Origin of the sequence: Isoptericola sp. NPDC057391, from assembly GCF_042668085.1 — a bacterium.
In the GTDB taxonomy this organism is placed as follows: Bacteria; Actinomycetota; Actinomycetes; order Actinomycetales; family Cellulomonadaceae; genus Isoptericola.
The window spans coordinates 20,971-44,285 of the sequence record NZ_JBHVBO010000012.1 but is presented as its reverse complement, the minus strand read 5'-3'; the positions used below and the strand labels follow the sequence as shown (position 1 = coordinate 44,285).

Below are 23,315 nucleotides of genomic sequence, written 5' to 3'. Positions count from 1 at the left end.
GCCCCGCGTCACTCCCGGCGGTGCCGCACGATCGCGGGCACGACCGCCCACAGGCTGAGCAGCACGACCGCCGACGCGGTGCCCACGACGATCCCCGCCGTGCGGCCCAGGACGACGTCGAACACCAGCTCGGCGGTGCCCGCCAGCGCGATCGCCAGGAGCACCAGGCCGGCGCGCGTCATCCGGTCGCCCCCGGTCACCACCGAGCGCTTGAGGTGCTTGCGGAACAGCGCCCGGTGCAGCGCGACCGGGGCGACGAGGAGCCCCGTCGTGGCCACGCACACGAGCACGAGCACGAGGTACACCGTGCGCTGCACGTCGTCCAGGTCCGCGAAGCGGCTCTGGAACGGCAGGATCAGCAGGAAGCCGGTGAGGATCTGCACGCCCGTCTGCATGACGCGCAGCTCCTGCAGCAGCTCGTTCCAGTTCCGGTCCGAGCGCTGCTCCGGCGTCTCCGGGCGGCCGTGCCCGCGGTCCGGGACGCCCCCGGTGGGCACGTCGGTCATGCCGCCTCCTCGCCGAGCGCGACGTCGACCACGACGGCGCGGTGGTCGCTGACCCCGAGGTCCACGGCCCGTGCCGCGCCGGCCGCGGCCACCGGGCCGTCGGCCAGCACGTGGTCGATCCGGATCCAGGGCCGCGTACGCGGATAGGTCGGCACGTGCACGAGCTCACGCCAGCCGGTGCGCCGGGCGGGCAGGTCGCCGCGCGTGTTGAGGTCGCCCAGCAGCACCAGCGGGCGCGGCGCGTGCCGCAGCCGCCGCCGCAGCCGCCGCAGCTGCGCGCCCTTCCACGGTTCGCGCTGGGACAGGTGCGTGGCGGCGACGGTCAGCCGGCCGTCGGGGGTCGACACGGCGGCCGCGACGGCGACGCGCGGCTCGTCGAGGCCCAGCGGCGGCAGCCCCGGGAGGTTCAGGCCGGGCAGGCGCATGGCGTGCCACGCACGCACCGGGTGGCGGCTCAGCAGCGCGATGCCGTAGCCGGGCGGGGCGGGGAGGCGGCCGTCGTCGCCCTCGGTCGTCCGGGGGGCCCGACGACGGCGCCACGCCGGGTCGAGCGGCCCGCGGACGGCGGGGACGAAGCGGTGCTCCGGCATCCCGAGCGCCGTGGCGACCCGGTACGCCTGCGCCTCACCGTCCGACCGGACCTGGCCGTGGTCCACCTCCTGCAGCGCCACCACGTCGGCGTCCAGCGCGGCCAGCGCCGCCCCGAGCCGGTCGAGGTCCACCTGCCTGCCGTCCACCAGGGCGTGCTGGACGTTCGCCGTCACCAGCCGGATCATCCGTCCTCCGTCCGCGAGGTAGCACCGGGCCGGCCGAGGGAGCGCCGGCACCCCGTGAGGTAGTGCGAGCCTCCCGCACGATGCGGCGTCTCGCACCCACGACCGGTGCGCGACCTGCTCCCTCGTCGTCAGAGGGTGCGGTGCCAGGCGACGATGCGGTCGACGGCGCGGGAGACGACGTCGGGTGCCGCGGCGAAGGAGAGGCGCACCCAGTCGCCGCCGCCCACGACGTCGAAGTCCGCGCCGGGGGTGATCGCGACGTCGGCCTCGGCGAGCAGGCGGCGGCAGTAGGTCACCGAGTCGCCGCCGACGGCGTCGCGGAAGCCCGCGACGTTCCCGTACAGGTAGAACGCGCCGTCGGCGGGCGCGACGGGCCGCCAGCCGAGCTCGTCCACGCGGTCGAGCAGGGCGGCGCGCGACGCCGCGTACCGGGCGACGTTGTCGGCCGCGGCGGCGTAGCCGGCCGGGGAGAAGGCCGCGACGCCGGCGTGCTGCGCCAGCGCCGGGGGCGAGAGGGCGACGTTGCCGGCGAGCGCGTCGACGGGGCCGACCAGCTCGTCGGGCAGCACGAGCCAGCCCAGCCGCCACCCGGTCATGGCCCAGTACTTGGAGAACGAGTTGACCACCACCGCACCGGAGCCCGTGTACATCGCGGCGGTGGCCTGCTGTACATCGGCCGAGTAGGCGATGCCGTGGTAGATCTCGTCGCTGATCAGGCGGACGTCGTGCTCGTCGCACCAGCGGGCGAGCGCGGCCAGTTCCGCGGGCGGCAGCATCGTGCCCGTCGGGTTGGCGGGCGACGCGACGACCAGGCCGTCCAGCCCGCCCTCGTAGTACGCCTCCATGAGCTGGGAGACCATGGGCTGGTACCGGGTGTCGGGGCCGCAGTCGAGCTCCACCACCTCGCAGCCCAGCGCCGCGAGGATGTTCTTGTACGCCGGGTAGCCGGGCCGGGCCAGCGCCACCCGGTCGCCGACGTCGAACGCGGCGAGGAACGCGAGCAGGAACCCGCCGCTCGACCCGGTCGTCACGGCGATGCGCGACGGGTCGACGTCGACGTCGTACCACCGCCGGTAGTGCCCGGCGATCTCGCGCCTGAGCGCGGGCACGCCCATCGACTCGGTGTAGCCGAGGTCCGCGGTGCGCAGCAGCTCCGCCGCCTTCTCCCGCACCACGTCCGACGCCCCGGTGGATGGCTCGCCCGCGCACAGGTTGAGCACGTCGTGCCCGGCCGCGCGGCGCTCGTTCGCCGTGGCCAGCACCTGCATGACGGCGAACGGCGGCACGTGGCTGCGGCGGGAGACCTTCATACGGCCATCATGCCGGGTCGCCCACCGCCGTGGTCGGTCGGTCCGCGCCTAGGCTGGGCGGAGACGACCCGAGGGGATGCCGATGTTCCGACGCCGCCGCGACGACCCGAGCGACCCCGCGCGCCGGGCCGCGCAGTACCAGGTGGACCGCGAGATCGCGGCGGACGAGGCCGCGGACCCGGGCACGGAGACCGGCGGCGCCGACCGCTCGGCCGCGCAGCCCCGCCGGCGCATGGACGACCGCGCGCTGTGGGTGGACACCGTCGTCGACCAGGCGATCCGCCGCGGCGAGTTCGACGACCTGCCGCTGGCCGGCAAGCCCATCCCCGGGCTGCGCGGCACGCACGACCCCGACTGGTGGCTCAAGAACCTGGTCGAGCGCGAGCAGATCACCGGCGTCCTGCCGGCCGCGCAGCTGCGCCGCGACGACGCCGAGCTGGACGAGACGCTCGACCGCGAGCCCGAGGAGGGGCGCGTCCGCGCGATCGTCGAGGACTTCAACGCGCGGGTCGTCGACGCCCGCCGGCAGCTGCTCGGCGGCCCGCCGGTCGTGACGCCCACGCGCGACGTCGAGCGCGAGGTGCAGCGGTGGCGCGAGCGCCGCCGCGCGCGCGGGATCCTCTGAGGCCGCCGTGGGCGACGTCGTCGTGGTGACGGGACCTCCGGGATCGGGGAAGTCCGCCGTCGCGGGGGAGCTGGCCGACCTGCTCGACCCCTCCGTGCTCCTCGAGGCCGACTGGTTCTTCGGGCGCTGGCGACGCGGCGCCGTCGACCCGTGGCTCCCGGAGGCCGCGGCCCAGACCGCGCCGGCGGGCCGGGCCGCGCTCGCCGCGACGGTCGAGTTCGCGCGCTCCGACGCCTGGGTGGTCTACGACGGCGTGCTGCACCAGGACGCCGCCGAGGATCTCGCGGCCCGCGCCGCGGACGCCGGCGTCGCCGTGCACCGCGCCGTCCTGCTGCCGCCGGTCGGCGTGTGCCTCGCCCGCGTGGGCGCGCGCACGGGGCACGGCTTCGACGACCCCGACGCCACGCGGGCCATGCACGCGGCGTTCGCCGCCGAGGTCGGCGGGACCGCGGACGACGCCGTCCTGCGCGACGACGCCGCGTCGCCCGGCGGCCTCGCGGCACGGGTCCGCGACCTGCTGCGCGCCGGGGCGCTGCGGGTGCCGGGCCCGGTCGCGGCCGGGGGAGTGCGGCCGTGACCGGGCACGCCGTCCTGCTCGACCTGCAGGGCACGGTCTACGAGGGCGACCGCCTCGTGCCCGGGGTCGACGACGCCGTCACCGCGCTGCGCGACGACGGCCACGCCGTCCGGTTCGTCACGAACACGGACTCGCAGGACTCGGCCTCGATCGTCGCGCGGCTGCGGGGGATGGGCCTTCGCCTCGACGCGACCGAGCTGTTCACCCCGGTCGACGCCGCGGTCGCGGACCTCGAGGGGACGGGCGCGCGGGTGCACGTGCTTGCCACGGCTGCCGTCCGCGACCAGCTCGCCGCGCGCCTCGACGTCGTCGGGGCGGAGGACGACCCCACGCACGTGCTGGTCGGCGACGTGCACGACGAGCTCGACTACCCCGCCCTCGACGCCGCGTTCCGCGCGGTCCTCGGCGGCGCGGAGCTGCTGGCGCTGCAGCACGGCCGCTGGTTCCTGCGGGGCGGCCGGCCCGCGCTCGACACCGGGTCGGTGGTCGCCGCGATCGAGCACGGCGCGGAGGTCACGGCGCGCACGCTGGGCAAGCCGAGCACGGAGTTCCTGCGGCTCGCGCTCGGCACGGTCCACCCGGAACCCGCACCCGACCGCACCTGGGTGGTGGGCGACGACCGGTCGTCCGACGTCGCGATGGGCCTCGCCGCCGGGGTCCGCACGGTGCTGGTGCGCACCGGCAAGTTCGCCCGGCAGGCCGACGACGACTCCCTGCCGCGGGCCGAGCACGTGCTGGACGACCTCACCGCCCCGCCGGGGCTGCTCGGCCGGCCGTGAGGGCGTGGGAGGCGGCGGCTACCGTGACGCCGTGACGACGCGCCCCCACGACCCGACCCTCACCGCCGCGTGCCTGGCCTCCCGCGCGGCGGCTGCGCTGGCCGTGACGCCGCGACCGACGACGGTCGACGGCCTGGTCGTCGGCGACCCCGGCACCCTGGTGCGCGGCGTCGCGGTGACGACGCTGGCCACGCTCGAGGTGCTGGAGCGCGCGGTCGCGGCCGGGGCGAACGTCGTCGTCACGCACGAGCCGCCCGACTACGACCACACGGGGGCCGCGGTGCCCGACCTGGAGGCGGAGGGCGACCCGGTGCTCGCGGCCAAGCGCGCGTTCGTCGCCGACCACGGCCTCGTCGTGTGGCGGGCGCACGACGCCTGGCACGACCGGCGCCCGGACGGCGTCGACGAGGGCACGGCCCGCGCGCTGGGCTGGTCGCTCGACCCCGCCGCGGAGGGGGCGTCGGTCTGCGAGGTCGGGCCGACGACGCTGGGCGAGCTGGCCGCGCACGTCGCGACGGCGCTCGGCGCGCGCACGGCCCGCTACGTGGGCGACCCGGACCAGCTCGTGCGGCGCGTCGGCCTGGACCTGGGGTTCCGCGGCTTCGCGCGCAACCGCGCGCTGCTGCGTCGCGCCGACGTGGACGTCGTCGTCGTGGGCGAGGCGCACGAGTGGGAGACGCAGTCGTACGCGCTGGACGCCGCGCACCTCGGCACGACCGGCAGAGGCGCGCCGAAGGGCCTGGTCGTGGCCGGGCACGTGCCGTCCGAGCAGGCGGGGGCGGCGCTCTTCGCCGACTGGCTGCGCGACGTCGTGCCCGAGGTGCCGGTGACGTTCCTGCCCGCGCCGGACCTCGCCCGGCCAGCGCTCCCCACGGAGCGCCCGGCCGAGCGGCCGGCGGGTTGAACGCGGCCCGGCCACGCCGGGCCACGCCGGGCCACGCGGGTCAGTCGACGTACGCGAGCGCGTCGATCTCGACGAGCATCTCCTCGCGGGGCAGCCCGACCATGACGGTGGTGCGCGACGGCAGCACGGCGTCCGGGCCGAGACGCTCGGTGAGGAACGCGCCGTACGCGTCGTTCATGGCGGCGAAGTCGTCGCGCGTCGTGAGGTAGACGCGCAGCATGACGACGTCCGCCATCGTGCCGCCGCCGGCCTTCACGATCGCCTCGACGTTCTGCAGCGTGCGCGTCGTCTGCGCGGCGACGTCGCCGGGGTAGAGGTACTCGTTGGTCGCCGGGTCCACGGGGCCCTGCCCGGAGACCTGCAGCAGGTTGCCGACCCGCACGCCCTGGTGGAACGTGTGGGCCGGGGCGGGGGCCTGGTCGGTGGAGATCGCGGTCTTCGAGGTCTGCTCAGCCATGTGCTCGTCCTTTCGGGGGTGGTACGGCCACTCTGGACCCGGCGTGCATTTCGACGCGCGGTGCGGCATCGTCGCACCGTCGACGGGGGAACGAGGAGGGCCTGACGATGGACGGTACCGGAGCCGAGGACACCTGTCGGATCGACCGCGAGAAGGTCGCCGCCCGGGAGGGCGAGCGCGTCGGCTGGCGGCACAAGGCGATCCCGCCCGAGCTGTGGGGGCTGACCGTCGCGGAGGTCCGCGAGCGCCACCCCCGGCTGTCGCAGCTCCCCACCCCGCTGCTCACGCTGTCCCGGGCGGCGCTCGACACCAACCTGCGGGTGATGGCCGACTGGTGCGCCGAGCGCGGTCTCGACCTCGCCCCGCACGGCAAGACGACGATGGCGCCGCAGCTGTGGGCCGAGCAGGTCGACGCCGGGGCGTGGGCGATCACGGTCGCGAACCCCTTCCAGCTGGGCGTGGCCCTCGAGTTCGGCGTGAGCCGCGTGATGGTCGCGAACAGCGTGATCTCGCCGCTCGCGCTGCGCTGGATCGCGGACGAGCTGGCGGCCGACCGCGACCTGCGGGTGCTGGTCTGGGCGGACTCGCCCGTCACGGTGGACCTCATGCACGACGCGCTCGCGGCGCACGTGGGTGCGTCGGGCTCGCGCCCGCCGATCGACGTGCTCGTCGAGCGCGGCGGCGCGGGCGGGCGGACCGGCGCGCGCGACCTGGACACGGCGCTGGCGGCGGCGGAGCGCGTGGTCGCGTCCCCGCACCTGCGCCTGGCCGGCGTCGGCGGGTACGAGGGCGCGCTCGCGCACGACTCCGACGCCCACAGCCGGGACGTGGTGCGCGGCTACCTGCGCGACATGGTCGAGGTGCACGAGCGCCTGGTCGCGGACGGGCGGTACGAGGTGGAGGTGCCGATCGTGACGGCGGGCGGCAGCGCGTACTTCGACGTCGTCGACGAGGTGATGTCGCCGCTGGTCGCGACGGGCACGCGCGTGGTGCTGCGCAGCGGGGCGTACGTCGTGCACGACGACGGCTTCTACCGGCACATCTCCCCGCTGGGGGAGGAGCCGCGCAGCGGCGGGCCGGGGTTCCGCAGCGCGATGCACGGGTGGGTCCGCGTGAGCTCGCAGCCCGAGCCGGGCCTGGCGCTGTTCGACGCCGGCAAGCGCGACCTGCCGTTCGACGAGGGCCTGCCCGAGGTGCAGCTCCGCCGCCCGCGCGCGGCGGGCGAGGATCCCGCCGCCGTCCCGGGCGTCCAGGTGACCGCGCTCAACGACCAGCACGGCTTCCTGCGGTGGGGCGGCGACGGCGTGGACCTCCGGATCGGCGACGAGCTGCGGCTGGGCCTGTCGCACCCGTGCACGGCGATGGACAAGTGGACGCTCGTGCCGGTGGTCGACGACGCCGACGCGGCCGACCCGGTCGTCGTCGACCTCGTGCGCACCTGGTTCTGAGTACTGGTCTGAGAGGGGACCGCGAGCAATGACCGCCGACTGGCTGATCCGCGACGCGCTGGTGCTCGACGGCACGGGCGCGCCCGGCGTCGTCGCCGACGTCGCCGTGACCGACGGGCGCGTCACCGCCGTCGACGGGGGCCGCTCGGACGCCCGTGCGGAGGGCGCCCGCCGCACGGTGGATGCCGACGGGCGCGCCCTGACGCCCGGCTTCATCGACATGCACGCGCACTCCGACGTGCAGCTCCTCGCGAACCCGGACCACACGGCGAAGGTGAGCCAGGGCGTCACGCTGGAGGTGCTGGGCCAGGACGGCCTGTCGTTCGCGCCCGTCGACGAGCGCACGCGCACCGCGATCCGCGCCCAGATCGCGGGCTGGAACGACGACCCCGAGGGCTTCGCCTGGGACTGGGAGTCGGTGGCCGGCTACCTCGACCGCCTGGACCGCGGGATCGCCTGCCACGCCGCGTACCTGGTGCCGCAGGGCACGCTGCGCCACCTCGTCGTCGGGCCGGACGAGCGCCCCGCGACGCCCGCGGAGGTCGCCCGGATGAGCGAGCTGCTCGCCCAGGGGATGCGGGAGGGCGCGCTGGGGATGAGCAGCGGCCTCACGTACACGCCGGGCATGTACGCGGACGACGACGAGCTCGCCGCGCTGCTGCGCGTCGTCGCCGCCCACGACGGCTACTACAGCCCGCACCACCGGTCGTACGGCAAGGGCGCGCTCGAGGCGTACGCGGAGATGATCGACCTGGCCCGCGCGACGGGCTGCGCGCTGCACCTCACGCACGCGACGATGAACTTCGCGCCCAACAAGGGGCGCGCGGGCGAGCTGCTCGCCCTGATCGACGCGGCCCTGGACGACGGCGTCGACGTCACGCTGGACACGTACCCGTACCTGCCCGGCTCGACGACGCTCAGCGCGATCCTGCCGAGCTGGTCCTTCTCCGGCGGCACCGACGCGCTGCTCGCCCGGCTGGCCGACCCCGCCGACCGCGAGCGCATCCTGTACGAGCTGGAGCACGTCGGCACGGACGGCTGCCACGGCTGCGTCGCGGAGTGGGACACGATCGAGATCAGCGGGGTGCAGAACCCCGCGCTCGCGGGCCGCGTGGGCCGCACGGTCGAGGCGATCGCCCGCGACGAGGGCCGCGCGCCGGGCGACGTCTTCGTCGAGCAGCTCGTGGCCGACAAGCTCGGCACGACGATCCTGCAGCACGTGGGCCACGAGGAGAACGTGCGGGCGATCATGCAGCACCGCACGCACTGCGGCGGCTCCGACGCGATCCTCGTGGGCGGGCGCCCGCACCCGCGCGCGTGGGGCACGTTCCCGCGCTACCTCGCGCGGTACGTGCGCGAGCTCGGCGTCCTCACGCTCGAGGACTGCGTGCACCACCTCACGGGCCGCCCCGCGGCCCGGCTGAAGCTGGTCGACCGCGGCCTGGTCCGCCCGGGGTTCGCCGCGGACCTCGTGCTGCTCGACCCCGACACCGTCCAGGACACCGCCACGTTCGAGGACCCGCGCCAGCAGGCCACCGGGATCGACCTGGTCCTGGTCGACGGCGTCGCCGTCATCGACGACGGCGCACGCACCGACGCCCTCCCCGGGCACGCGCTGCGGCGCACGGGGGCCGGCACCCGCTGAGACAGGAGGAACCCGGGATGCGCACGCTGCTGCAGGCCGCGGGGGACGACGACAACACCCTCGAGCTGATCAACCAGCCGTGGGCGGAGCACGACACGCAGGTGCTCGTGGTCACCGCCATCGGCATCGCCGTCGTGGTGCTGCTCATCACGATGCTCAAGATGCACGGCTTCCTCGCCCTGACCATCGGGTCGCTGTTCGTGGCGATCGGGTCCGGCATCCCGCTCGGCGACGTCGCCGGGGTGTTCGAGACCGGCGTCGGCGACGTGCTGGGCACCGTCGGCGTGCTGGTGGTGCTGGGCGCCATGCTCGGCAAGCTGCTCGCCGACTCCGGGGGAGCCGACGAGATCGTCGACAAGATCTTCCGCGGCAGCACCGGCAGCCTGCCCTGGCGGATGGCGCTCATCGCGTTCCTCATCGGCATCCCGATGTTCTTCGAGGTCGGGCTGGTGCTGCTGATCCCGGTGATCATGCTGGCGGTGCGCCGCTCCGGCCTGCCGGCGATGCTGCTGGCGATGCCGGCGCTGGCCGGCCTGTCGGTGCTCCACGGCTTCGTGCCCCCGCACCCCGGCCCGCTGGCCGCCATCGGCAACCTCCGCGCCGACGTCGGCATCACCATGGCGCTCGGCCTGCTCATCGCGGTGCCCACCGTGATCCTCGCCGGGCCGGTGTGGGGCCGGTTCGCCGCGCGCCTCGTGCCCATCGGCGCGCAGGGCGGTGGCGGTGGCATCGTCGCCGGCGACACGGACGGGGGCGACGCCGCCGTCTCGGCCGAGCCGGGCACGGTGAAGACCCGCAACCCCACGTTCGTGCTCACGCTGGTGACCATCCTCAGCCCGGTGATCCTCATGCTGGTGCGCGCCGGCGTCGAGGTGTGGGCCAGCCCGGACTCGTGGTTCTTCCCGTTCGTCTCGTTCATCGGCGAGCCGCTGGTGGCGCTGCTCATCGCCGTCCTGCTCGCGATGATCACGTTCGGCACCAGCGTCGGGTTCTCGCTCGGCACCCTCGGCTCGAAGATGACCGAGAGCCTCAAGCCCATCGCGAGCGCCACGATGATCGTCGGCGCCGGTGGCGGCTTCAAGGCCGTGCTGGTCGAGGGCGGCACGGGCGTCGCGATCGGCAAGGCCGCCGTCGCGATGAGCCTGTCGATCCTGCTGCTCGGCTGGCTCATCGCCGTCCTGGTGCGCATCGCCACCGGCTCCGCCACGGTCGCCATCGTCACGGCGTCCGGCATCGTCGCGCCGCTGGCCACCGGCCTGACGCCGACGCACCTCGCGCTCCTCGTGCTCGCCATCGGCGCCGGGTCGTTGATCCTGTCGCACGTCAACGACGCCGGGTTCTGGCTGGTCAAGGAGTACTTCGGCATGACCGTCGGGCAGACGTTGAAGACCTGGACGGTGATGGAGACGATCATCGCCGTGCTCGGGCTGGTCTTCACCTGGCTGCTCTGGCTCGTGGTGTAGCCGGGCGCACAGCACGCCCGGTCGCGCCGGCGCGCCGGGTTCCTTACGTTCGGGTCGTGGAGCAGGCCGGCACGAGCAGCGCGTGGGAGCCCGACGTGCTGCCCGGCTTCGAGCGGCTGACCCTGCCGCTGGAGCCGGACTTCGAGGGCGACGTCGTCGCGACGCTCGTACGCCGCGCCCCGGAGCCCGGCGGCGGCGACGCGACGCCCGACGCCGGCATCGACGTCCTGTACGTGCACGGCTGGGTGGACTACTTCTTCCAGACCCACCTGGCGGCGTTCTGGGAGCGGCAGGGGGCGCGGTTCTACGCCCTCGACCTGCGCAAGTACGGCCGCAGCCTGCGCGAGCACCAGACGCCGGGGTTCGTCACCGCGCTGGCGACGTACGACGAGGACGTCGAGGCCGCGCTGGCGGTGCTCGGCCACGGCCCGAAGGCGTCGTCGGACCGCCGGCTGGTGCTCATGGGCCACTCCACGGGCGGGCTGGTGCTCAGCCTGTGGGTGTCGCACCGGCCGGGCCGCGCCGACGCGCTGGTGCTCAACAGCCCCTGGCTCGAGTTCCAGACCCGCAGCGTGGGGCGGTGGGTGCTGGAGCCGGGCCTGCGCGCCCAGGCCGCGCTCGCGCCGCGCAGCCACCTGGTGAACGTGGACCTCGGGTTCTACGCCCGCAGCGTCTCCCGGCGGTTCGACGGCGCGTGGGACATCGATCCGGCGTGGCGCCCCGACACGGGGTGGCGCACGACGCCGGCGTGGCTCTCGGCCATCTTCCAGGGGCAGGAGCGCGTGGCCCGCGGCCTCGGCATCGACGTGCCGGTGCTGGTGCTGCTGTCGACCCGGTCGACGGCGCCCGTGCGGTGGAGCCCCGAGATGATGACCACCGACTCGGTGCTCGAGGTGGGCGGCGTGGCGCGCCGCGTCCCCGCGCTGGGCAGCCTCGTGACGCTGGTCCGGATCGACGGCGCCCTGCACGACGTCACCCTCTCCGCCCCCGCCGTACGCGACGTCGTGTGGCGCGAGATCGCCCGCTGGGTCGGCGCCTACGTGCCGTCCCTGCCACCCGCGGCCGAGCCGGAACCGCAGGGGCTGGCCGCCTGGTGGCGCCGGGCCTTCGGGCGCGGCCGCCCGTCGCGGCCTGCGGTCAGAGTGCCCGCACCAGCTCGATCTCCTCGCCCTGCTCGAGCACGAAGCGGTCGCCCGACGGCGTGAACCCGAGCTTGCGGTAGGCGGCCTGGGCACGGGGGTTGTCGACGTGCACGCACAGTCGCGCCCGCTCGACACCGAGGCCCCGCGCCCAGTCCTGCACGCCGTCGAACAGCCGCGCGAGCAGGCCGCCGCCGCGGTGCTCGGGCCGCACGAACACGCCCACCAGGTGCACCTGCCGCCGCGTCACCGGACCGCCCAGGACGTCGGTCGCGCCCGGCTCCTCGACGAGGCCGGTCGTCGTGCCGACCCAGCGCCCGTCCGCGTCGACGGCGACGAACGCCGCCACCGTGTCGCTGGTCGCGTTGCCCCGCGCCCGCTCCTGCCAGAACGCGTCCGGGCGGGCCGCCGCGACGTCGTGCGTCTCCAGGAACGCCACCGGCGCCGCCGGGTCCTGGAGCGCCGCCAGGCGCAGGTCGCGCGTCTGGCGCCACTCGTCCTCGCGGGCGCGGCGGACGGTGAGCGGGGCGGGCGGAGTGGTCATGGAGCGATCCTTCCATCCCGCGGCTGCGGCCCGCCCACCATCCTCCGCGAGGTAGTACGGATCTCGGCGAGGTAGTACGGACCTCGGCGAGGTAGTAACCGCCGAGGTAGTCCGCACTACCTCGCGCGAACTGGTACTACCTCGGCAGGCTTGGTACTACCTCGCGGCGGTTCGCTGGGTCGACGCCCCCTCGAGCCGGGCACGCACGTGCGCGACGATCCCGTCGGCGGCGGCCTCGATCTCGGCCATGGTGGTCTCGAAGCCGGACTCGTCGCCGTACCAGGGGTCGTCGACGTCCAGCAGGTGCTCGTCGCCGCCCGGCTCGACGACGGGGGCGTCGGGGTCGAACGACCGGTACAGGCGGATCTCGGCGAGCCCGGGCGAGCCCGCGGCGCCGTCGGCGAGGCGGCGCAGGCGGCGCGCGTGCTGCGCCGTCATGGGCAGCACCAGGTCGTGGCCGGCGAGGTCCGCGGAGGTCACCTGGCGGGCGCGGTGGCCGTCGCCGGTCGGGTAGCCGTGCGCCGCGAGCACGCGCCGCGCCCGGCCGTCGACGGGGTTGCCGTGCTCCTCGTCGCTCACGCCCGAGGAGTCCACGACGACGCGGTCGCCGAGGCCTGCGGCCTCGAGCCGGTCGCGCAGCACGATCTCGGCCATGGGGGAGCGGCAGATGTTGCCGGTGCAGACGGTCATCACGCGGTACGGGGTGGCGGTCACCGTGCCATTCTCACCTCTCGCCGAGCCCGGCCCCCGATCCGTGCCTACCGTGAATGCATGGCGAGATGGGCGGCGGACGGGCGGATCGCCGTGACCGGGGCGAGCGGACGGCTCGGGTCCCGGCTGGCGTTCCGGCTCGCGGCGGAGGGCGCGCGGCAACGACTGGTCGTGCGGGACCCGGCACGCGCCCCGCGCCTGTCGGACGGGCGGGCGCTGCCGGAGTGCGAGCTCGCCGTCGCCGACGGCTACCGCGACACCGAGGCGATGCGCGCCGCGTTCGAGGGCGTGCGCACCGTGTTCCTGGTGAGCGCGCGCGAGGCCCCGGACCGCGTCGCGCAGCACGCCGCGATGATCGACGCGGCCGCGACGGCCGGCGTCGAGCGCCTCGTGTACACGTCGTTCGCGGGCGCGGCGCCGGACGCCACGTTCACCTTCGCGCGCGACCACTGGCACACCGAGGAGCACCTGACCGCCGTCGCCGCCCGCACCGGCCTGCGCTGGACCGTGCTGCGCGACAACCTCTACTTCCACGCGCTGAGCATGTTCGTGGGGCGCGACGGCGTGATCCGCGGCCCCGCGGCGGACGGGCGCGTGGCGGCCGTGTCGCACGACGACGTCGCGGACGTCGCGACCGCCGTCATCCTCGACGAGCGGCCCGCCCGGCACGACGGCGCGATCTACGAGGTCACCGGTCCGCAGGCGCTCACCCTCGACGAGGTCGCGGCGACGCTGGGCCGCGCCGCCGGCCGCGACCTCACCTACCACCCGGAGACGGAGGACGAGGCGTACGCCTCCCGCGCCGGGTACGGGGCGGAGCCGTTCGAGCTCGACGGGTGGGTCTCGTCGTACACCGCCATCGCCGCGGGCGAGCTGGCGCACGTCTCCGACGACGTCGGCCGTCTCGTCGGGCGGCCCGCGCGTTCGCTCGCCCAGTGGCTGGACGACTACCCGGGCGAGTGGGCGCACCTGCGGCGCGCCTGATCCCGGCCTCGTCGTCCTGCGGAGTTCAGCCTGCGGAGTTCACCCTGAGGAAAACCCTTGGCCTCCCTCGCCGTGCGGGCGTAGCGTCGTCGGCACATGAGAAGGGAGGTGATCCGAGCAGTGAAGACTCTTCGGACCCATGAGGTGGTCGCGCGCTAGTCGCGCGCGCTAGAACGTCGGGCGGGTAGCGAGTTCCTCGCGACCACCGGAGCCCGCGGGTGCCGTGACCTCGTCCAGCACGGCAGGAGGTTCGATCTCCAGCCCGCGGGCTCTTCGCTGCCCACGGACGGCGGGTCGACTTGACGAATTCATGCCCCGGTCATCACGATGGTTGACCGTCCGACCGGACACGGTCATGGCGACGTCGTCGTGCCTTCATCCACCGGGGGGAACCACCGCATGTGGGATTACGTCGTCGCCCGCCGCGACGAGATCCTGTTCTCCTCTTATCAGCACGCCAGCCTCGTGATCCAGTGCGTCGTGCTCGCCACGCTGATCGCACTCGTCGTCGCGGTGCTGGTGTACCGCAACCCCCGCCTGACCTCCCTGGCCGGCTCGACGACGGCGATCGGCCTGACCATCCCGTCGTTCGCGCTGCTCGGCATCCTGCTGACCTGGCTCGGCTTCGGCGTGACGACGTCCGTGGTCGCGCTGACCTTCTACGCGACGCTCCCGATCCTGCGCAACGCCGTCGTCGGGCTGGCGGGCGTGGACCGCGGCACGGTGGAGGCGGCCCGCGGCATCGGGATGAGCCGCACGGCCACGCTGCTGCGCATCGAGCTGCCGCTCGCCTGGCCGGTCGTGCTGACCGGCATCCGCGTCTCCACGCAGATGGTCATGGGCATCGCCGCCGTGGCGGCGTACGTCCTCGGCCCCGGCCTGGGCGGCTTCATCTTCAGCGGGCTCTCGCGCCTGGGCGGCGCCAACGCCGTCTACTCGGTGCTCACCGGGACGATCTTCGTCGTCGTCCTCGCCCTGCTGGTCGACCTGCTGCTGGTGCTCGTCGGCCGCCTCACCACCTCCAGGGGGATCCGTGCCTGACACGACCACGACCGCCGTCGCCGGCACGACCGGGGCCACCGGCGCGTCCATCCAGCTGCAGGGGGTCACGAAGAAGTACCCCGGGCAGCCGCGTCCCGCCGTCGACGGCGTCGACCTGGAGATCCGAGCGGGGGAGATCCTCGTGCTCGTCGGGCCCTCGGGCTGCGGCAAGACCACCACGCTCAAGATGATCAACCGACTCATCGAGCCGACGTCGGGCCGGATCGTGCTCGACGGCGAGGACGTCACGACGCAGGACGCCGACAGGCTCCGCCGCCGGATCGGGTACGTCATCCAGGCCGGCGGGCTGTTCCCGCACATGACCGTGGCGGCGAACGTCGGCCTGGTGCCCAAGATGCTCGGGTGGGACAAGGCGCGCACCGCCGCCCGCGTGGACGAGCTGCTCGAGCTCGTCGGACTGGACCCCGCCGACTACCGCGGGCGGTACCCCCGCGAGTTGTCCGGCGGCCAGCAGCAGCGCGTCGGCGTGGCCCGTGCCCTGGCCGCCGACCCGCCGGTGCTGCTCATGGACGAGCCGTTCGGCGCCGTCGACCCGATCACCCGGCAGAGGCTGCAGAACGAGCTGCTGAGCATCCAGGACGAGCTGGGCAAGACGATCGTCATGGTGACCCACGACTTCGACGAGGCGGTGAAGCTCGGCGACCGCATCGCCATCCTCGACGTCGGGGCCCGGATCGTGCAGCTCGGCACGCCCGAGGAGATCCTCACGGCCCCGGCGGAGGAGTTCGTGTCCGACTTCATCGGCACGGGCGCGGCGCTCAAGACCCTCACCCTGTCCACGCTGGCCGACGTGCCGCTCGAGCAGGGCACCACCGCCACGGTGGGCACCCGGGCCGCCGAGGCCGTCGAGCGGGCGAGGGCGGCGGGCGACGACTTCGTCGTCGTGCTCGACGCCGCCGGCCGACCTCGCCGGTGGGTGGACGTCGACCGGCTCGCCCGCGAGGAGACCGTCGCGAGCGCCGTCGACCGCGACCTGCCCACGCTGTCCCGCCGGGCCACCCTGCACGAGGCTCTCGACACGATCCTCACCACGGCCCACAACGCCGTCGTCGTCACGGGCCGCCGCGACGCCTACCTGGGGTACCTGTCGGCCGAGACGCTGATGTCGTCGATGACGCCCGCCCGGCCGGCGCCCGCCGCCGCGACGGACGGGCCGGCCGCGCCGGGGTCGCCGTCATGAGCACCGCGGCCACCGAGGAGCTCGTCGAGACGTCGCCCGCGCAGGCACGCGGCGGCTGGCGCGCCCTCGTGATGCAGCCGGTGCTCGTGGCGGTGGTGCTGGTCGCCTACTTCGTCTGGCTCGGGCAGGCGGACCTCAGCAGCACCGAGAGCCGGCCGCTCGGCTGGGACGCGCTGCTGCCCGCGATCGGCGAGCACCTGCGCCTGACGTTCGCGGCCGCGGTGATCGTCGTCGTGGTCGCCGTCCCGCTGGGCATCCTCCTGACCCGCGGCCGGCTGCGCCGCCTCGCCGGCCCGGTCGTGGCCGTCGCGAACGTCGGCCAGGCCGCCCCGGCGATCGGCCTCATCGTGCTGCTGGCGATGTGGCTCGGCTTCGGCGCCAGCACGGCCGTCGTCGCCCTCGTGGTCTACGCGGTGCTGCCCGTGCTGAGCAACACCATGGTCGGGCTCGCGGCCGTCGACCCCCGGCTGGTGGAGGCGGGCCGCGGCATGGGGATGTCGGCCCTCGCCGTCCTGGTGCGCGTGGAGCTGCCGCTCGCCGTCCCCGTGATCCTGGCCGGCATCCGCACCGCCCTCGTGCTGCTGGTCGGCACCGCCACGCTCGCCGTCTTCATCGACGGCGGCGGGCTCGGCCTGCTCATCACCACGGGGATCAACCTGTACCTGCCCACGCTGCTCGTCTCCGGCGCGCTGCTCGTGGCGCTGCTGGCCCTGCTCGTGGACTGGCTGGGCCGCGTCGTCGAGCACGTCGCCCGTCCCCGAGGCCTGTGAGGTGCGGACGTTGAGGAACCCGACGAGACACCCGACGCGCCGCCGCCTGCTGGCGGCCCTCGCCGCCGCGGCCGTCGCCGCCCCGCTCGCCGCGTGCGGCCTGCAGCCGTCGTCCGGCTACGCGCCGCCGGTGGGCCCGGGCTCGATCCAGCGGATCGACGCGGCGGCCGGCAGCACCGTCACCGTGGGCTCCAAGAACTTCACCGAGCAGCTGGTGCTGGGCAAGCTCGCGGTGCTGGCGCTGCGGGCCGCGGGCTTCACCGTCGTGGACGCCACCAACATCCCGGGCTCCAACCCGGCCCGCGGCGCGATGGTCAACGGCGACACCGACGTCCAGCTCGAGTACACGGGCACGGCCTGGGTGTCCTACATGGGCGAGACCGGCATCCCGGACCAGCAGGAGCAGTGGCAGGCGGTGCACGACGCCGACCTCGCGAACGGGCTGACCTGGCTGCCGCCCGGCCCGATGAACAACACCTACGGCTTCGCGATGAACCCGGAGACGACCGAGCGGCTCGGCATCGAGAGCCTGTCCCAGATCGCCGACGTGCCGGTCGAGGAGCGCACGTTCTGCGTCGAGAGCGAGTTCCGCAGCCGCGACGACGGCCTCGAGCCGATGCTCGAGCACTACGGGATCCCGCTCGACGACCCGGACGGCGTGCCCGCCGACAACATCCGGATCATGGACACCGGCGCGATCTACCAGGCCACGGCGGACGGCGCCTGCAACTTCGGCGAGATCTTCACGACGGACGGGCGCATCCTCGCCCTCGACCTCACCGTGCTCGCCGACGACGAGAAGTACTTCCCGTCGTACAACGTGGCGCCCTACGTGCGCACGGAGACCCTCGAGGCGAACCCGGCGATCGCGGACGTGCTCAACCGCATCTCCCCGCTGCTGACCGACGAGACGATGATCGAGCTCAACGCCCGCGTCGACGTGGAGGGCGAGGAGCCCGGCGACGTCGCGCTGGACTGGCTGGTGTCGCAGGGCCTGGTGACACGCGGCGGCTGAGCCCCCTGCCGGGACCGGTGCTCAGACCAGCACCGCGGCCCGGCGCTCGCGCCGCAGCCGCCGCTCGGCCTGGGCGACGAGCTCGTCCGCGTCGGCCGCGCCGGCCACCGACCACGCGGCGGCCGAGTGCAGCGCCGGCCACGCCGCGGGGTCGAACCCGTCGGACGGCGCGGCGAGGTGCGCGAGCACGTGCTGCCGCAGCGCGTCCGCGGACGCCGCCGCCTGGATGTCGTCCATCGCCGGCAGCGTGGCCAGGACGGCGAAGCCGTCGCCCTCCACGCGACCCACCTCGCAGCCCGCCGGCAGCGCCGCCCCGATCCGCGCCGCGAGCTCCGCGAGCACCGCGTCGCCGGCGTCCTGCCCGTGCTCGGCGTTGAGGCGGGACATGTCCCGCACGTCGAGCAGCACCAGCACCACGCGGGTCGCGCCGCCGCGTACCAGCGAGCAGCGGTGCCGCAGCGCGTACCAGGTGGCGGAACGCCCCGGCAGGAGCGTCAGCGGGTCGTGCGTGGAACGCTCGGCGAGCTCGGCGACGACGGCGCGCATGACGTCGGCCGTGCTCGCGGCGCCCCAGGCCGCGGGGCCGCTCACCAGGACGTCGTCGTAGCGGCGTTCCGCGGTGCGCGCCATCGCGAGCGCCGCGACGTCCGCCAGCGCCGTCCCCTGCTCGACGACGAGGGGCGACCAGTCCGCGACGGCCCCGGTGGGCCGTCGTTCCAGCACCGCGCGCCCGTACCCGAGGCGTCCCGTGAGGGCCGCCGCCAGCCCCGCCCGGGTGACGATGCCGGTCCGCGTGGGCGCGGCGTCGTCCTGCACCGCGACCGAGCCGACCTCCGGGCGCCGGAAGATCACCTCGAGCTGCCCGACGGGCAGCGTGGAGCCCACCACCAGCACCGGCTGCGCCAGCTCTCCGGCCGACGCGACGCGCGTCGCCCGACGGGGGGCGACGTGGCGGGCCAGGCGGGCGATCTCGTCGTGCACAAGCGGAAGTATGGCCACCCGGCGGCGCCGTCCGCGGCGCTCCGCGGAGATGTTCGCCGAGCGTTCGCCGACCGTTCAACCGCGTCCTCCGGGTGAGAGCGCGACCACCCAGCGTTCAGGGCGACGGGTCCCTAGAGTGTCGCGAGGTACGCGGGATCTCGCGACGTCTCCGGGGGGCGGCACATGCGCAGGACGGGCTCGACGACCGGTCGCAGGACCACGAGCGGCCTGCTGGCCGCCGCGCTCGCGCTGGGCGGCATCGTGGGCCTCGGGGCGCAGACGGCGACGGCGCCGCCGGCCGCCGCGGCCGAGGGCGACGTCAACCCGTTCACGTCGGCCGGCGGGTTCACCGTCTACGCCCAGCGCGACGCCGTCGTCGGCAACCAGGAGCTCGAGGGCTCGCTCGCCGCGGGCCGCGACCTGACCGTGACGCAGACGTCGCAGTGGGCCGTGATCCACGTCGCGGCGGGCACGGCGGACTACACGATCCCCACGGTGGACGGCGACCCGACGCGGCTGCTCATCGGACGGTTCGACCCGGACGACACCCGCAACGTCGGCCAGGTGAACATCACCAGCCGCGGTGCGACGACACCGGACAACGTCGGCGCCCTGAAGACCGTGGACCGCGACCTCGGCCCCTACGCCACCTCGGCGCGCGGCGAGGGCTGGGTCCGCGAGTCGGAGGAGGGCTCCCAGCCTCCGCTCATCGACGCGACGGCACAGGCCTATCCCGCCGACGCGGAGCCTCCCACGGGTGACAACACGTCGATCTTCACCGAGCGGACGGGTGCCACGCAGGACGTCGTCGCGGGGTACGTGCAGGCGAACCAGGACGCCACGACCGAGGAGAGCGCGCAGTGCCTCGCGGCGCTGGCCGATCCCGAGGGCCACGACGCCCACCACGTGACGGTCGCGGAGGACGACGGGGCTCGCAAGGTGCTCGGCCCGCTCGCCGCCGACCGCCCCAACGTGGTCGCGTACGAGGACGTCGCGGGCGCGGACCTGCTCCAGTTCTCGGCCGGCAGCCCCACGCCGGGCCAGGCGAACCCGCTGATCATCCGCGTGCCCGCGGGGACCACCGACGTGCACGGCCTGCGCGTCGACCCGCAGGGGCAGTACTCCCCGTACATCCTGTGGGACCTGTCCGCGGTGACCGGGGAGGTGACCGTCGAGCACACGGGAGAGCGTCTCGACGGCTCGATCTACGCGCCGTTCGCCGACGTCACCGTCGACGGCGCGCCCCTCGACGGCCAGGTGATCGGCCGCGACGTCACCTTGCTGGGCGGCGAGGTGCACTCGTTCCTCTTCGCGAGCACCATCCCCTGCGGCGAGCCGCGCGGCACCTTCGAGGTGGACAAGGAGCTCGACGGCATCGCCGCGGGCGACCTGCCCGAGGGCACCTCCTTCCCGGTGGACTGGACCGCCACGTCGCCCGACGGCGAGGTGCTCGGCACGGGGACGCTCGCCCTGCCCGCCGACGGCTCGCCCGTGCGCCCGACGGCGGTGGACGGCACCACCCTGACGTTCCCCGTCGGCACGGTGATCACGTTCGAGGAGCAGACGCCGGACGACGTGCCCGGCTGGGAGTGGGGGCCGCCGACCGTGGCCCCGAACCCGGTGACCGTCACCGCCGACGGCGACGCCGTCGTCAGTGCGACCGTCACCAACACGGCGGAGCGCACCCGGGGCACGTTCGAGGTCACCAAGACGGTCAGCACGGGCATGGACGACCAGGTCGCGGTGCCGGAGGGCACCACCGTCACGATGCGCTGGACGGCCGTCGACCCCGACGACAACCGGAGCACCGGCACGATCGACCTGGTCGCGGGGGCCGACGGGAGGTTCGCCCCGGCCGGTCCTGTGGACGACGACGGCGACCCCGTGACCTTCCCCGTCGGCACGGAGGTCACCCTCGCTGAGGTCGCCCGGGACGACCTGCCGGCCGACCTCGCCTGGGGTGGCGTCTCGTGGAGCCCTGGCCGGACGATCACGATCGACCGGGAGGGCCAGACGGTCGCCGAGCACGTGACGAACATGCTCGTCACGAACACGGCGCAACCTGAGTACGCCGCGTTCAGCGTGGTGAAGGTCCTCGATGTCGACGGACCGGTGGACCCGGACCTGCAGTTCTCGGTCGAGTACACGTTCGACCCGCCCGGCGGGGACCGCCAGTCGCGTCAGCGCGAGATCGCCGTCGGCGACCCGGTGACGATCGACACGCTGCTGGACGGCGAGCAGATCCCGACGGGGACCACCGTGTGGGTGCGGGAACCCGAGCCCCTCTTCGACGAGGGCATCGTCTGGGACGAGACGACCCTGCTGGCGTACGGCGAGCCGCTCACCGACCCCGACGAGGACGGGTTCTACCCGCTCGAGCTCGTGGGCGGGGAGACCGTCACGCTCGAGGTGACGAACGTCGGGCACGTCCCGACCGGCTCGTTCACGCTGGCCAAGACGCTGGAGGGCCCGGACGCCGAGGACGTGCCGGAGGACCTCCGGTTCAGCGTGGGCTGGACCGCGACGTACCCGGACGGTGCCACCACCAGCGGCTCCACGACGCTCGCCCCGGACGGACGGCCGGTCGCCCCGACCGGCGCCGACGGCGAGCCGCTGGACTTCCCTGCCGGCACCACGGTGACGTTCGACGAGGCCGACCTGCCCGACCTGCCCGGCTGGGACTGGGGCGAGCCCACGATCACACCGGCCGAGGTCACGGTGGGCGACGGCGAGACGGCCGCGGTCACCGTCACCAACTCCGCCGACGTGGAGCACGGGACCTTCCGGCTGGCCAAGGCCCTCGAGGGGGCCGCCCCCGCCGACGTCGACGCGGAGGCGTTCGACGTCCCCTGGACGGCCACGCTTCCCGACGGCAGCACCGCGGAAGGCGTCCTCCGGGTGCCGACCGACGGCACCCCGGCCGGGCCGGGCCGCGACTTCCCGGTCGGCACCACGGTGCACGTCACCGAGACCGCGCCGTCGGACGACGTCCTGCCGCCTGGCTGGACGTGGGGCGTCGCAACCTGGTCGCCCGGCAGCAGCCTCACGATCGACGAGGGCACCGGGACGGTCGAGGGCACCGTGACCAACTCGGCCGTCCCCGCCACCACCCTGCGGATGGAGAAGCTGGTCGAGGGCACGGACCTGCCCGACGGCACCCCCTTCCCGGTCGAGTACCGCGTGGACGACGGCCCGGTCCAGCAGGGCGACCTCGTGCTCGGCGACCCGTTCGTCGCCGACGACGTGCCGCTGGGTACGACCATCGAGATCCGCGAGGCCGACCCGCCCGCCGTGGACGACGCCACGTGGGACACGCCGCGGTGGACGATCGACGGACAGGTGCTCGAGCCCGACGAGGACGGCTGGGTCGTGATCCACGCAGACGACCAGCGCCTCAACGCCGTCACGCTCACGAACACGGCCCGCCCGGCGACGCCGGAGCAGCCGCAGAATCCCGGCAGACAGCTCCCGGAGACGGGGTTCGGCGGCGGCACCCTGCCGCTGCTGGCCCTCGGGCTGCTGCTCCTGGGCATCGCGGTGCGCCTGGTGGCCCGGACGCTCCGCGCCTGACGGGCCCGGGCGCCCTGGCCGGACGGGCGCCGCCGGGTGAGGATCGTCCCGTGACTCTCGAGCAGCATGGCGGGCCCGACGTCGCGGCGCTGCGGCGCGGCGCGCACGAGCGCGCCGCCGCCCGGCCGCGGCACCCGTTCGCCGGTGCGGTGGCCGACCTCGCGCACGACGGCGTGGCGCTGCGCCGCTACACGCCCGACCGCCGCCGGCCCGGCGCCGCGGCCGTGTTCCTGCACGGCGGGTACGGCCTGTTCGGTGACCTCGAGCTGCAGGACGGCTGGTGCCGGCGGGCGGCCGAGGCGCTGGGCGTCGTGGTGCTCTCCGTCGACTACCGGCTGGCGCCGGAGGCGACGCTCGACGACGCGGTCGCCGACGCCCTGGCCGCCGTCGACCTGCTCGCGGGCGAGGGGTTCGACCGCCTCTACCTCGACGGCGACTCCGCGGGCGGCGCCGTCGCGGTCCTCGCCGCGTCGCGCAGCGCCCGCCCGCTGGCGGGCCTGCTGCTCACCAACCCGAACCTCGACCTCTCGCTCGAGACCTACGACGACGCGCTGCCGGGCGGCCCCGGCCGCGAGCTGTCGGCGTACGCGATGCGCGCGTGGACCGGCGTCGAGCCCGCCGACGCGCCGCGCCTGCACCGGTCCGCGCGCGGGCTCCCCCCGGCGCTCGTCGTCGTGGGCGAGCTGGACTCGCTGCGCCCCGAGGCCCGCGAGCTGGCCGACGCCTGCCGCCGCGACGGCGTGCCCTGCCGGCTGGTCGAGCTGTCCGGCGCCGAGCACGGGTTCGTCGGCACCGAGCGGGCCGGCGAGGTGCTCGCCGAGGCCGCGACGTTCTTCGACCTCGGCTGAGCCCGCCCGCTCACGAGCCTT

Annotated in this window: 22 protein-coding genes; 15 read left to right on the top strand and 7 right to left on the bottom strand. The window is 74.9% G+C overall.

Features of this window, described 5'->3' with window-relative positions:
* Positions 1-8: 8 nt before the first annotated feature.
* The 3 genes from ACFUVW_RS03450 to ACFUVW_RS03440 form a co-directional block, all read right to left on the bottom strand.
* Entirely contained in the window at positions 9-506 is a 498-nt protein-coding gene (locus ACFUVW_RS03450) for a DUF6328 family protein (protein ID WP_430569951.1), read from the bottom strand.
* Complete coding sequence (locus ACFUVW_RS03445; RefSeq protein WP_430569950.1) at positions 503-1,270, bottom strand: endonuclease/exonuclease/phosphatase family protein; 768 nt, start codon at positions 1,268-1,270, stop codon at positions 503-505. Before ACFUVW_RS03445 ends, ACFUVW_RS03450 begins: the two co-directional genes overlap by 4 nt.
* 140 nt (positions 1,271-1,410) lie before the next feature.
* Positions 1,411-2,592, bottom strand: a complete 1,182-nt coding sequence (locus ACFUVW_RS03440) for an aminotransferase class I/II-fold pyridoxal phosphate-dependent enzyme (protein ID WP_430569949.1) — start codon at positions 2,590-2,592, stop codon at positions 1,411-1,413.
* Positions 2,593-2,674: 82 nt separating this feature from the next.
* Between ACFUVW_RS03440 and ACFUVW_RS03435 the strand changes: the two genes are divergently transcribed.
* From ACFUVW_RS03435 to ACFUVW_RS03420, 4 genes are read left to right on the top strand one after another with little or no spacing between them, the layout of a single operon-like run.
* On the top strand, positions 2,675-3,217 hold the full coding sequence (locus ACFUVW_RS03435) for a DnaJ family domain-containing protein (protein WP_430569948.1): 543 nt from the start codon (positions 2,675-2,677) through the stop codon (positions 3,215-3,217).
* A 7-nt stretch (positions 3,218-3,224) separates the two neighbouring features.
* Positions 3,225-3,794 (top strand): AAA family ATPase, encoded by a 570-nt coding sequence (locus ACFUVW_RS03430; RefSeq protein WP_430569947.1) that lies wholly within the window; start codon positions 3,225-3,227, stop codon positions 3,792-3,794.
* The gene (locus ACFUVW_RS03425) at positions 3,791-4,573 is read left to right on the top strand and encodes an HAD-IIA family hydrolase (RefSeq protein WP_430569946.1); all 783 of its coding nucleotides are present in this window, start codon (positions 3,791-3,793) and stop codon (positions 4,571-4,573) included. Before ACFUVW_RS03430 ends, ACFUVW_RS03425 begins: the two co-directional genes overlap by 4 nt.
* Positions 4,574-4,604: 31 nt before the next feature.
* Positions 4,605-5,477: a Nif3-like dinuclear metal center hexameric protein gene (locus tag ACFUVW_RS03420; protein ID WP_430569945.1), complete on the top strand. Its 873-nt coding sequence runs from the start codon at positions 4,605-4,607 to the stop codon at positions 5,475-5,477.
* Between the two features lie 40 nt (positions 5,478-5,517).
* Here the strand turns inward: ACFUVW_RS03420 and ACFUVW_RS03415 are convergent, their stop codons facing one another.
* The gene (locus ACFUVW_RS03415) at positions 5,518-5,934 is read right to left on the bottom strand and encodes a RidA family protein (RefSeq protein ID WP_430569944.1); all 417 of its coding nucleotides are present in this window, start codon (positions 5,932-5,934) and stop codon (positions 5,518-5,520) included.
* A gap of 107 nt (positions 5,935-6,041) precedes the next feature.
* Here ACFUVW_RS03415 and ACFUVW_RS03410 point away from each other — a divergent pair, with 107 nt between their 5' ends.
* From ACFUVW_RS03410 to ACFUVW_RS03395, 4 genes are read left to right on the top strand one after another with little or no spacing between them, the layout of a single operon-like run.
* Positions 6,042-7,382 (top strand): amino acid deaminase, encoded by a 1,341-nt coding sequence (locus ACFUVW_RS03410; protein WP_430569943.1) that lies wholly within the window; start codon positions 6,042-6,044, stop codon positions 7,380-7,382.
* Positions 7,383-7,410: 28 nt separating this feature from the next.
* The gene (locus ACFUVW_RS03405; RefSeq protein ID WP_430569942.1) at positions 7,411-9,027 is read left to right on the top strand and encodes an amidohydrolase family protein; all 1,617 of its coding nucleotides are present in this window, start codon (positions 7,411-7,413) and stop codon (positions 9,025-9,027) included.
* Positions 9,028-9,044: 17 nt separating this feature from the next.
* Positions 9,045-10,490: a gluconate:H+ symporter gene (locus tag ACFUVW_RS03400; protein WP_430569941.1), complete on the top strand. Its 1,446-nt coding sequence runs from the start codon at positions 9,045-9,047 to the stop codon at positions 10,488-10,490.
* Between the two features lie 56 nt (positions 10,491-10,546).
* Positions 10,547-11,695 (top strand): alpha/beta hydrolase, encoded by a 1,149-nt coding sequence (locus tag ACFUVW_RS03395; protein ID WP_430569940.1) that lies wholly within the window; start codon positions 10,547-10,549, stop codon positions 11,693-11,695.
* Here the strand turns inward: ACFUVW_RS03395 and ACFUVW_RS03390 are convergent.
* Entirely contained in the window at positions 11,628-12,173 is a 546-nt protein-coding gene (locus ACFUVW_RS03390) for a GNAT family N-acetyltransferase (RefSeq protein ID WP_430569939.1), read from the bottom strand. The two genes, ACFUVW_RS03395 and ACFUVW_RS03390, sit on opposite strands and share 68 nt — an antisense overlap.
* 156 nt (positions 12,174-12,329) lie before the next feature.
* Positions 12,330-12,863: a low molecular weight protein-tyrosine-phosphatase gene (locus ACFUVW_RS03385; RefSeq protein WP_430569957.1), complete on the bottom strand. Its 534-nt coding sequence runs from the start codon at positions 12,861-12,863 to the stop codon at positions 12,330-12,332.
* 81 nt (positions 12,864-12,944) lie between these two features.
* Between ACFUVW_RS03385 and ACFUVW_RS03380 the strand changes: the two genes are divergently transcribed.
* The 5 genes from ACFUVW_RS03380 (at position 12,945) to ACFUVW_RS03360 (ending at position 17,895) form a co-directional block, all read left to right on the top strand.
* Positions 12,945-13,868: an SDR family oxidoreductase gene (locus tag ACFUVW_RS03380; RefSeq protein ID WP_430569938.1), complete on the top strand. Its 924-nt coding sequence runs from the start codon at positions 12,945-12,947 to the stop codon at positions 13,866-13,868.
* Between the two features lie 399 nt (positions 13,869-14,267).
* On the top strand, positions 14,268-14,909 hold the full coding sequence (locus tag ACFUVW_RS03375; RefSeq protein WP_430569937.1) for an ABC transporter permease: 642 nt from the start codon (positions 14,268-14,270) through the stop codon (positions 14,907-14,909).
* Positions 14,902-16,110, top strand: a complete 1,209-nt coding sequence (locus tag ACFUVW_RS03370; protein ID WP_430569936.1) for an ABC transporter ATP-binding protein — start codon at positions 14,902-14,904, stop codon at positions 16,108-16,110. Before ACFUVW_RS03375 ends, ACFUVW_RS03370 begins: the two co-directional genes overlap by 8 nt.
* Positions 16,107-16,880 (top strand): ABC transporter permease, encoded by a 774-nt coding sequence (locus ACFUVW_RS03365; RefSeq protein WP_430569935.1) that lies wholly within the window; start codon positions 16,107-16,109, stop codon positions 16,878-16,880. The genes ACFUVW_RS03370 and ACFUVW_RS03365 overlap by 4 nt, the downstream gene beginning before the upstream one ends.
* A gap of 1 nt (position 16,881) precedes the next feature.
* Complete coding sequence (locus ACFUVW_RS03360; RefSeq protein WP_430569934.1) at positions 16,882-17,895, top strand: glycine betaine ABC transporter substrate-binding protein; 1,014 nt, start codon at positions 16,882-16,884, stop codon at positions 17,893-17,895.
* Positions 17,896-17,916: 21 nt separating this feature from the next.
* Here ACFUVW_RS03360 and ACFUVW_RS03355 read toward each other — a convergent pair whose 3' ends face one another.
* On the bottom strand, positions 17,917-18,876 hold the full coding sequence (locus ACFUVW_RS03355; protein WP_430569933.1) for a GGDEF domain-containing protein: 960 nt from the start codon (positions 18,874-18,876) through the stop codon (positions 17,917-17,919).
* Between the two features lie 183 nt (positions 18,877-19,059).
* On the opposite strand from ACFUVW_RS03355, the gene ACFUVW_RS03350 reads away from it, so the two are divergent.
* Complete coding sequence (locus ACFUVW_RS03350) at positions 19,060-22,446, top strand: DUF5979 domain-containing protein (protein WP_430569932.1); 3,387 nt, start codon at positions 19,060-19,062, stop codon at positions 22,444-22,446.
* 50 nt (positions 22,447-22,496) lie between these two features.
* Positions 22,497-23,294, top strand: a complete 798-nt coding sequence (locus ACFUVW_RS03345; RefSeq protein WP_430569931.1) for an alpha/beta hydrolase fold domain-containing protein — start codon at positions 22,497-22,499, stop codon at positions 23,292-23,294.
* Positions 23,295-23,315 lie beyond the last annotated feature (21 nt).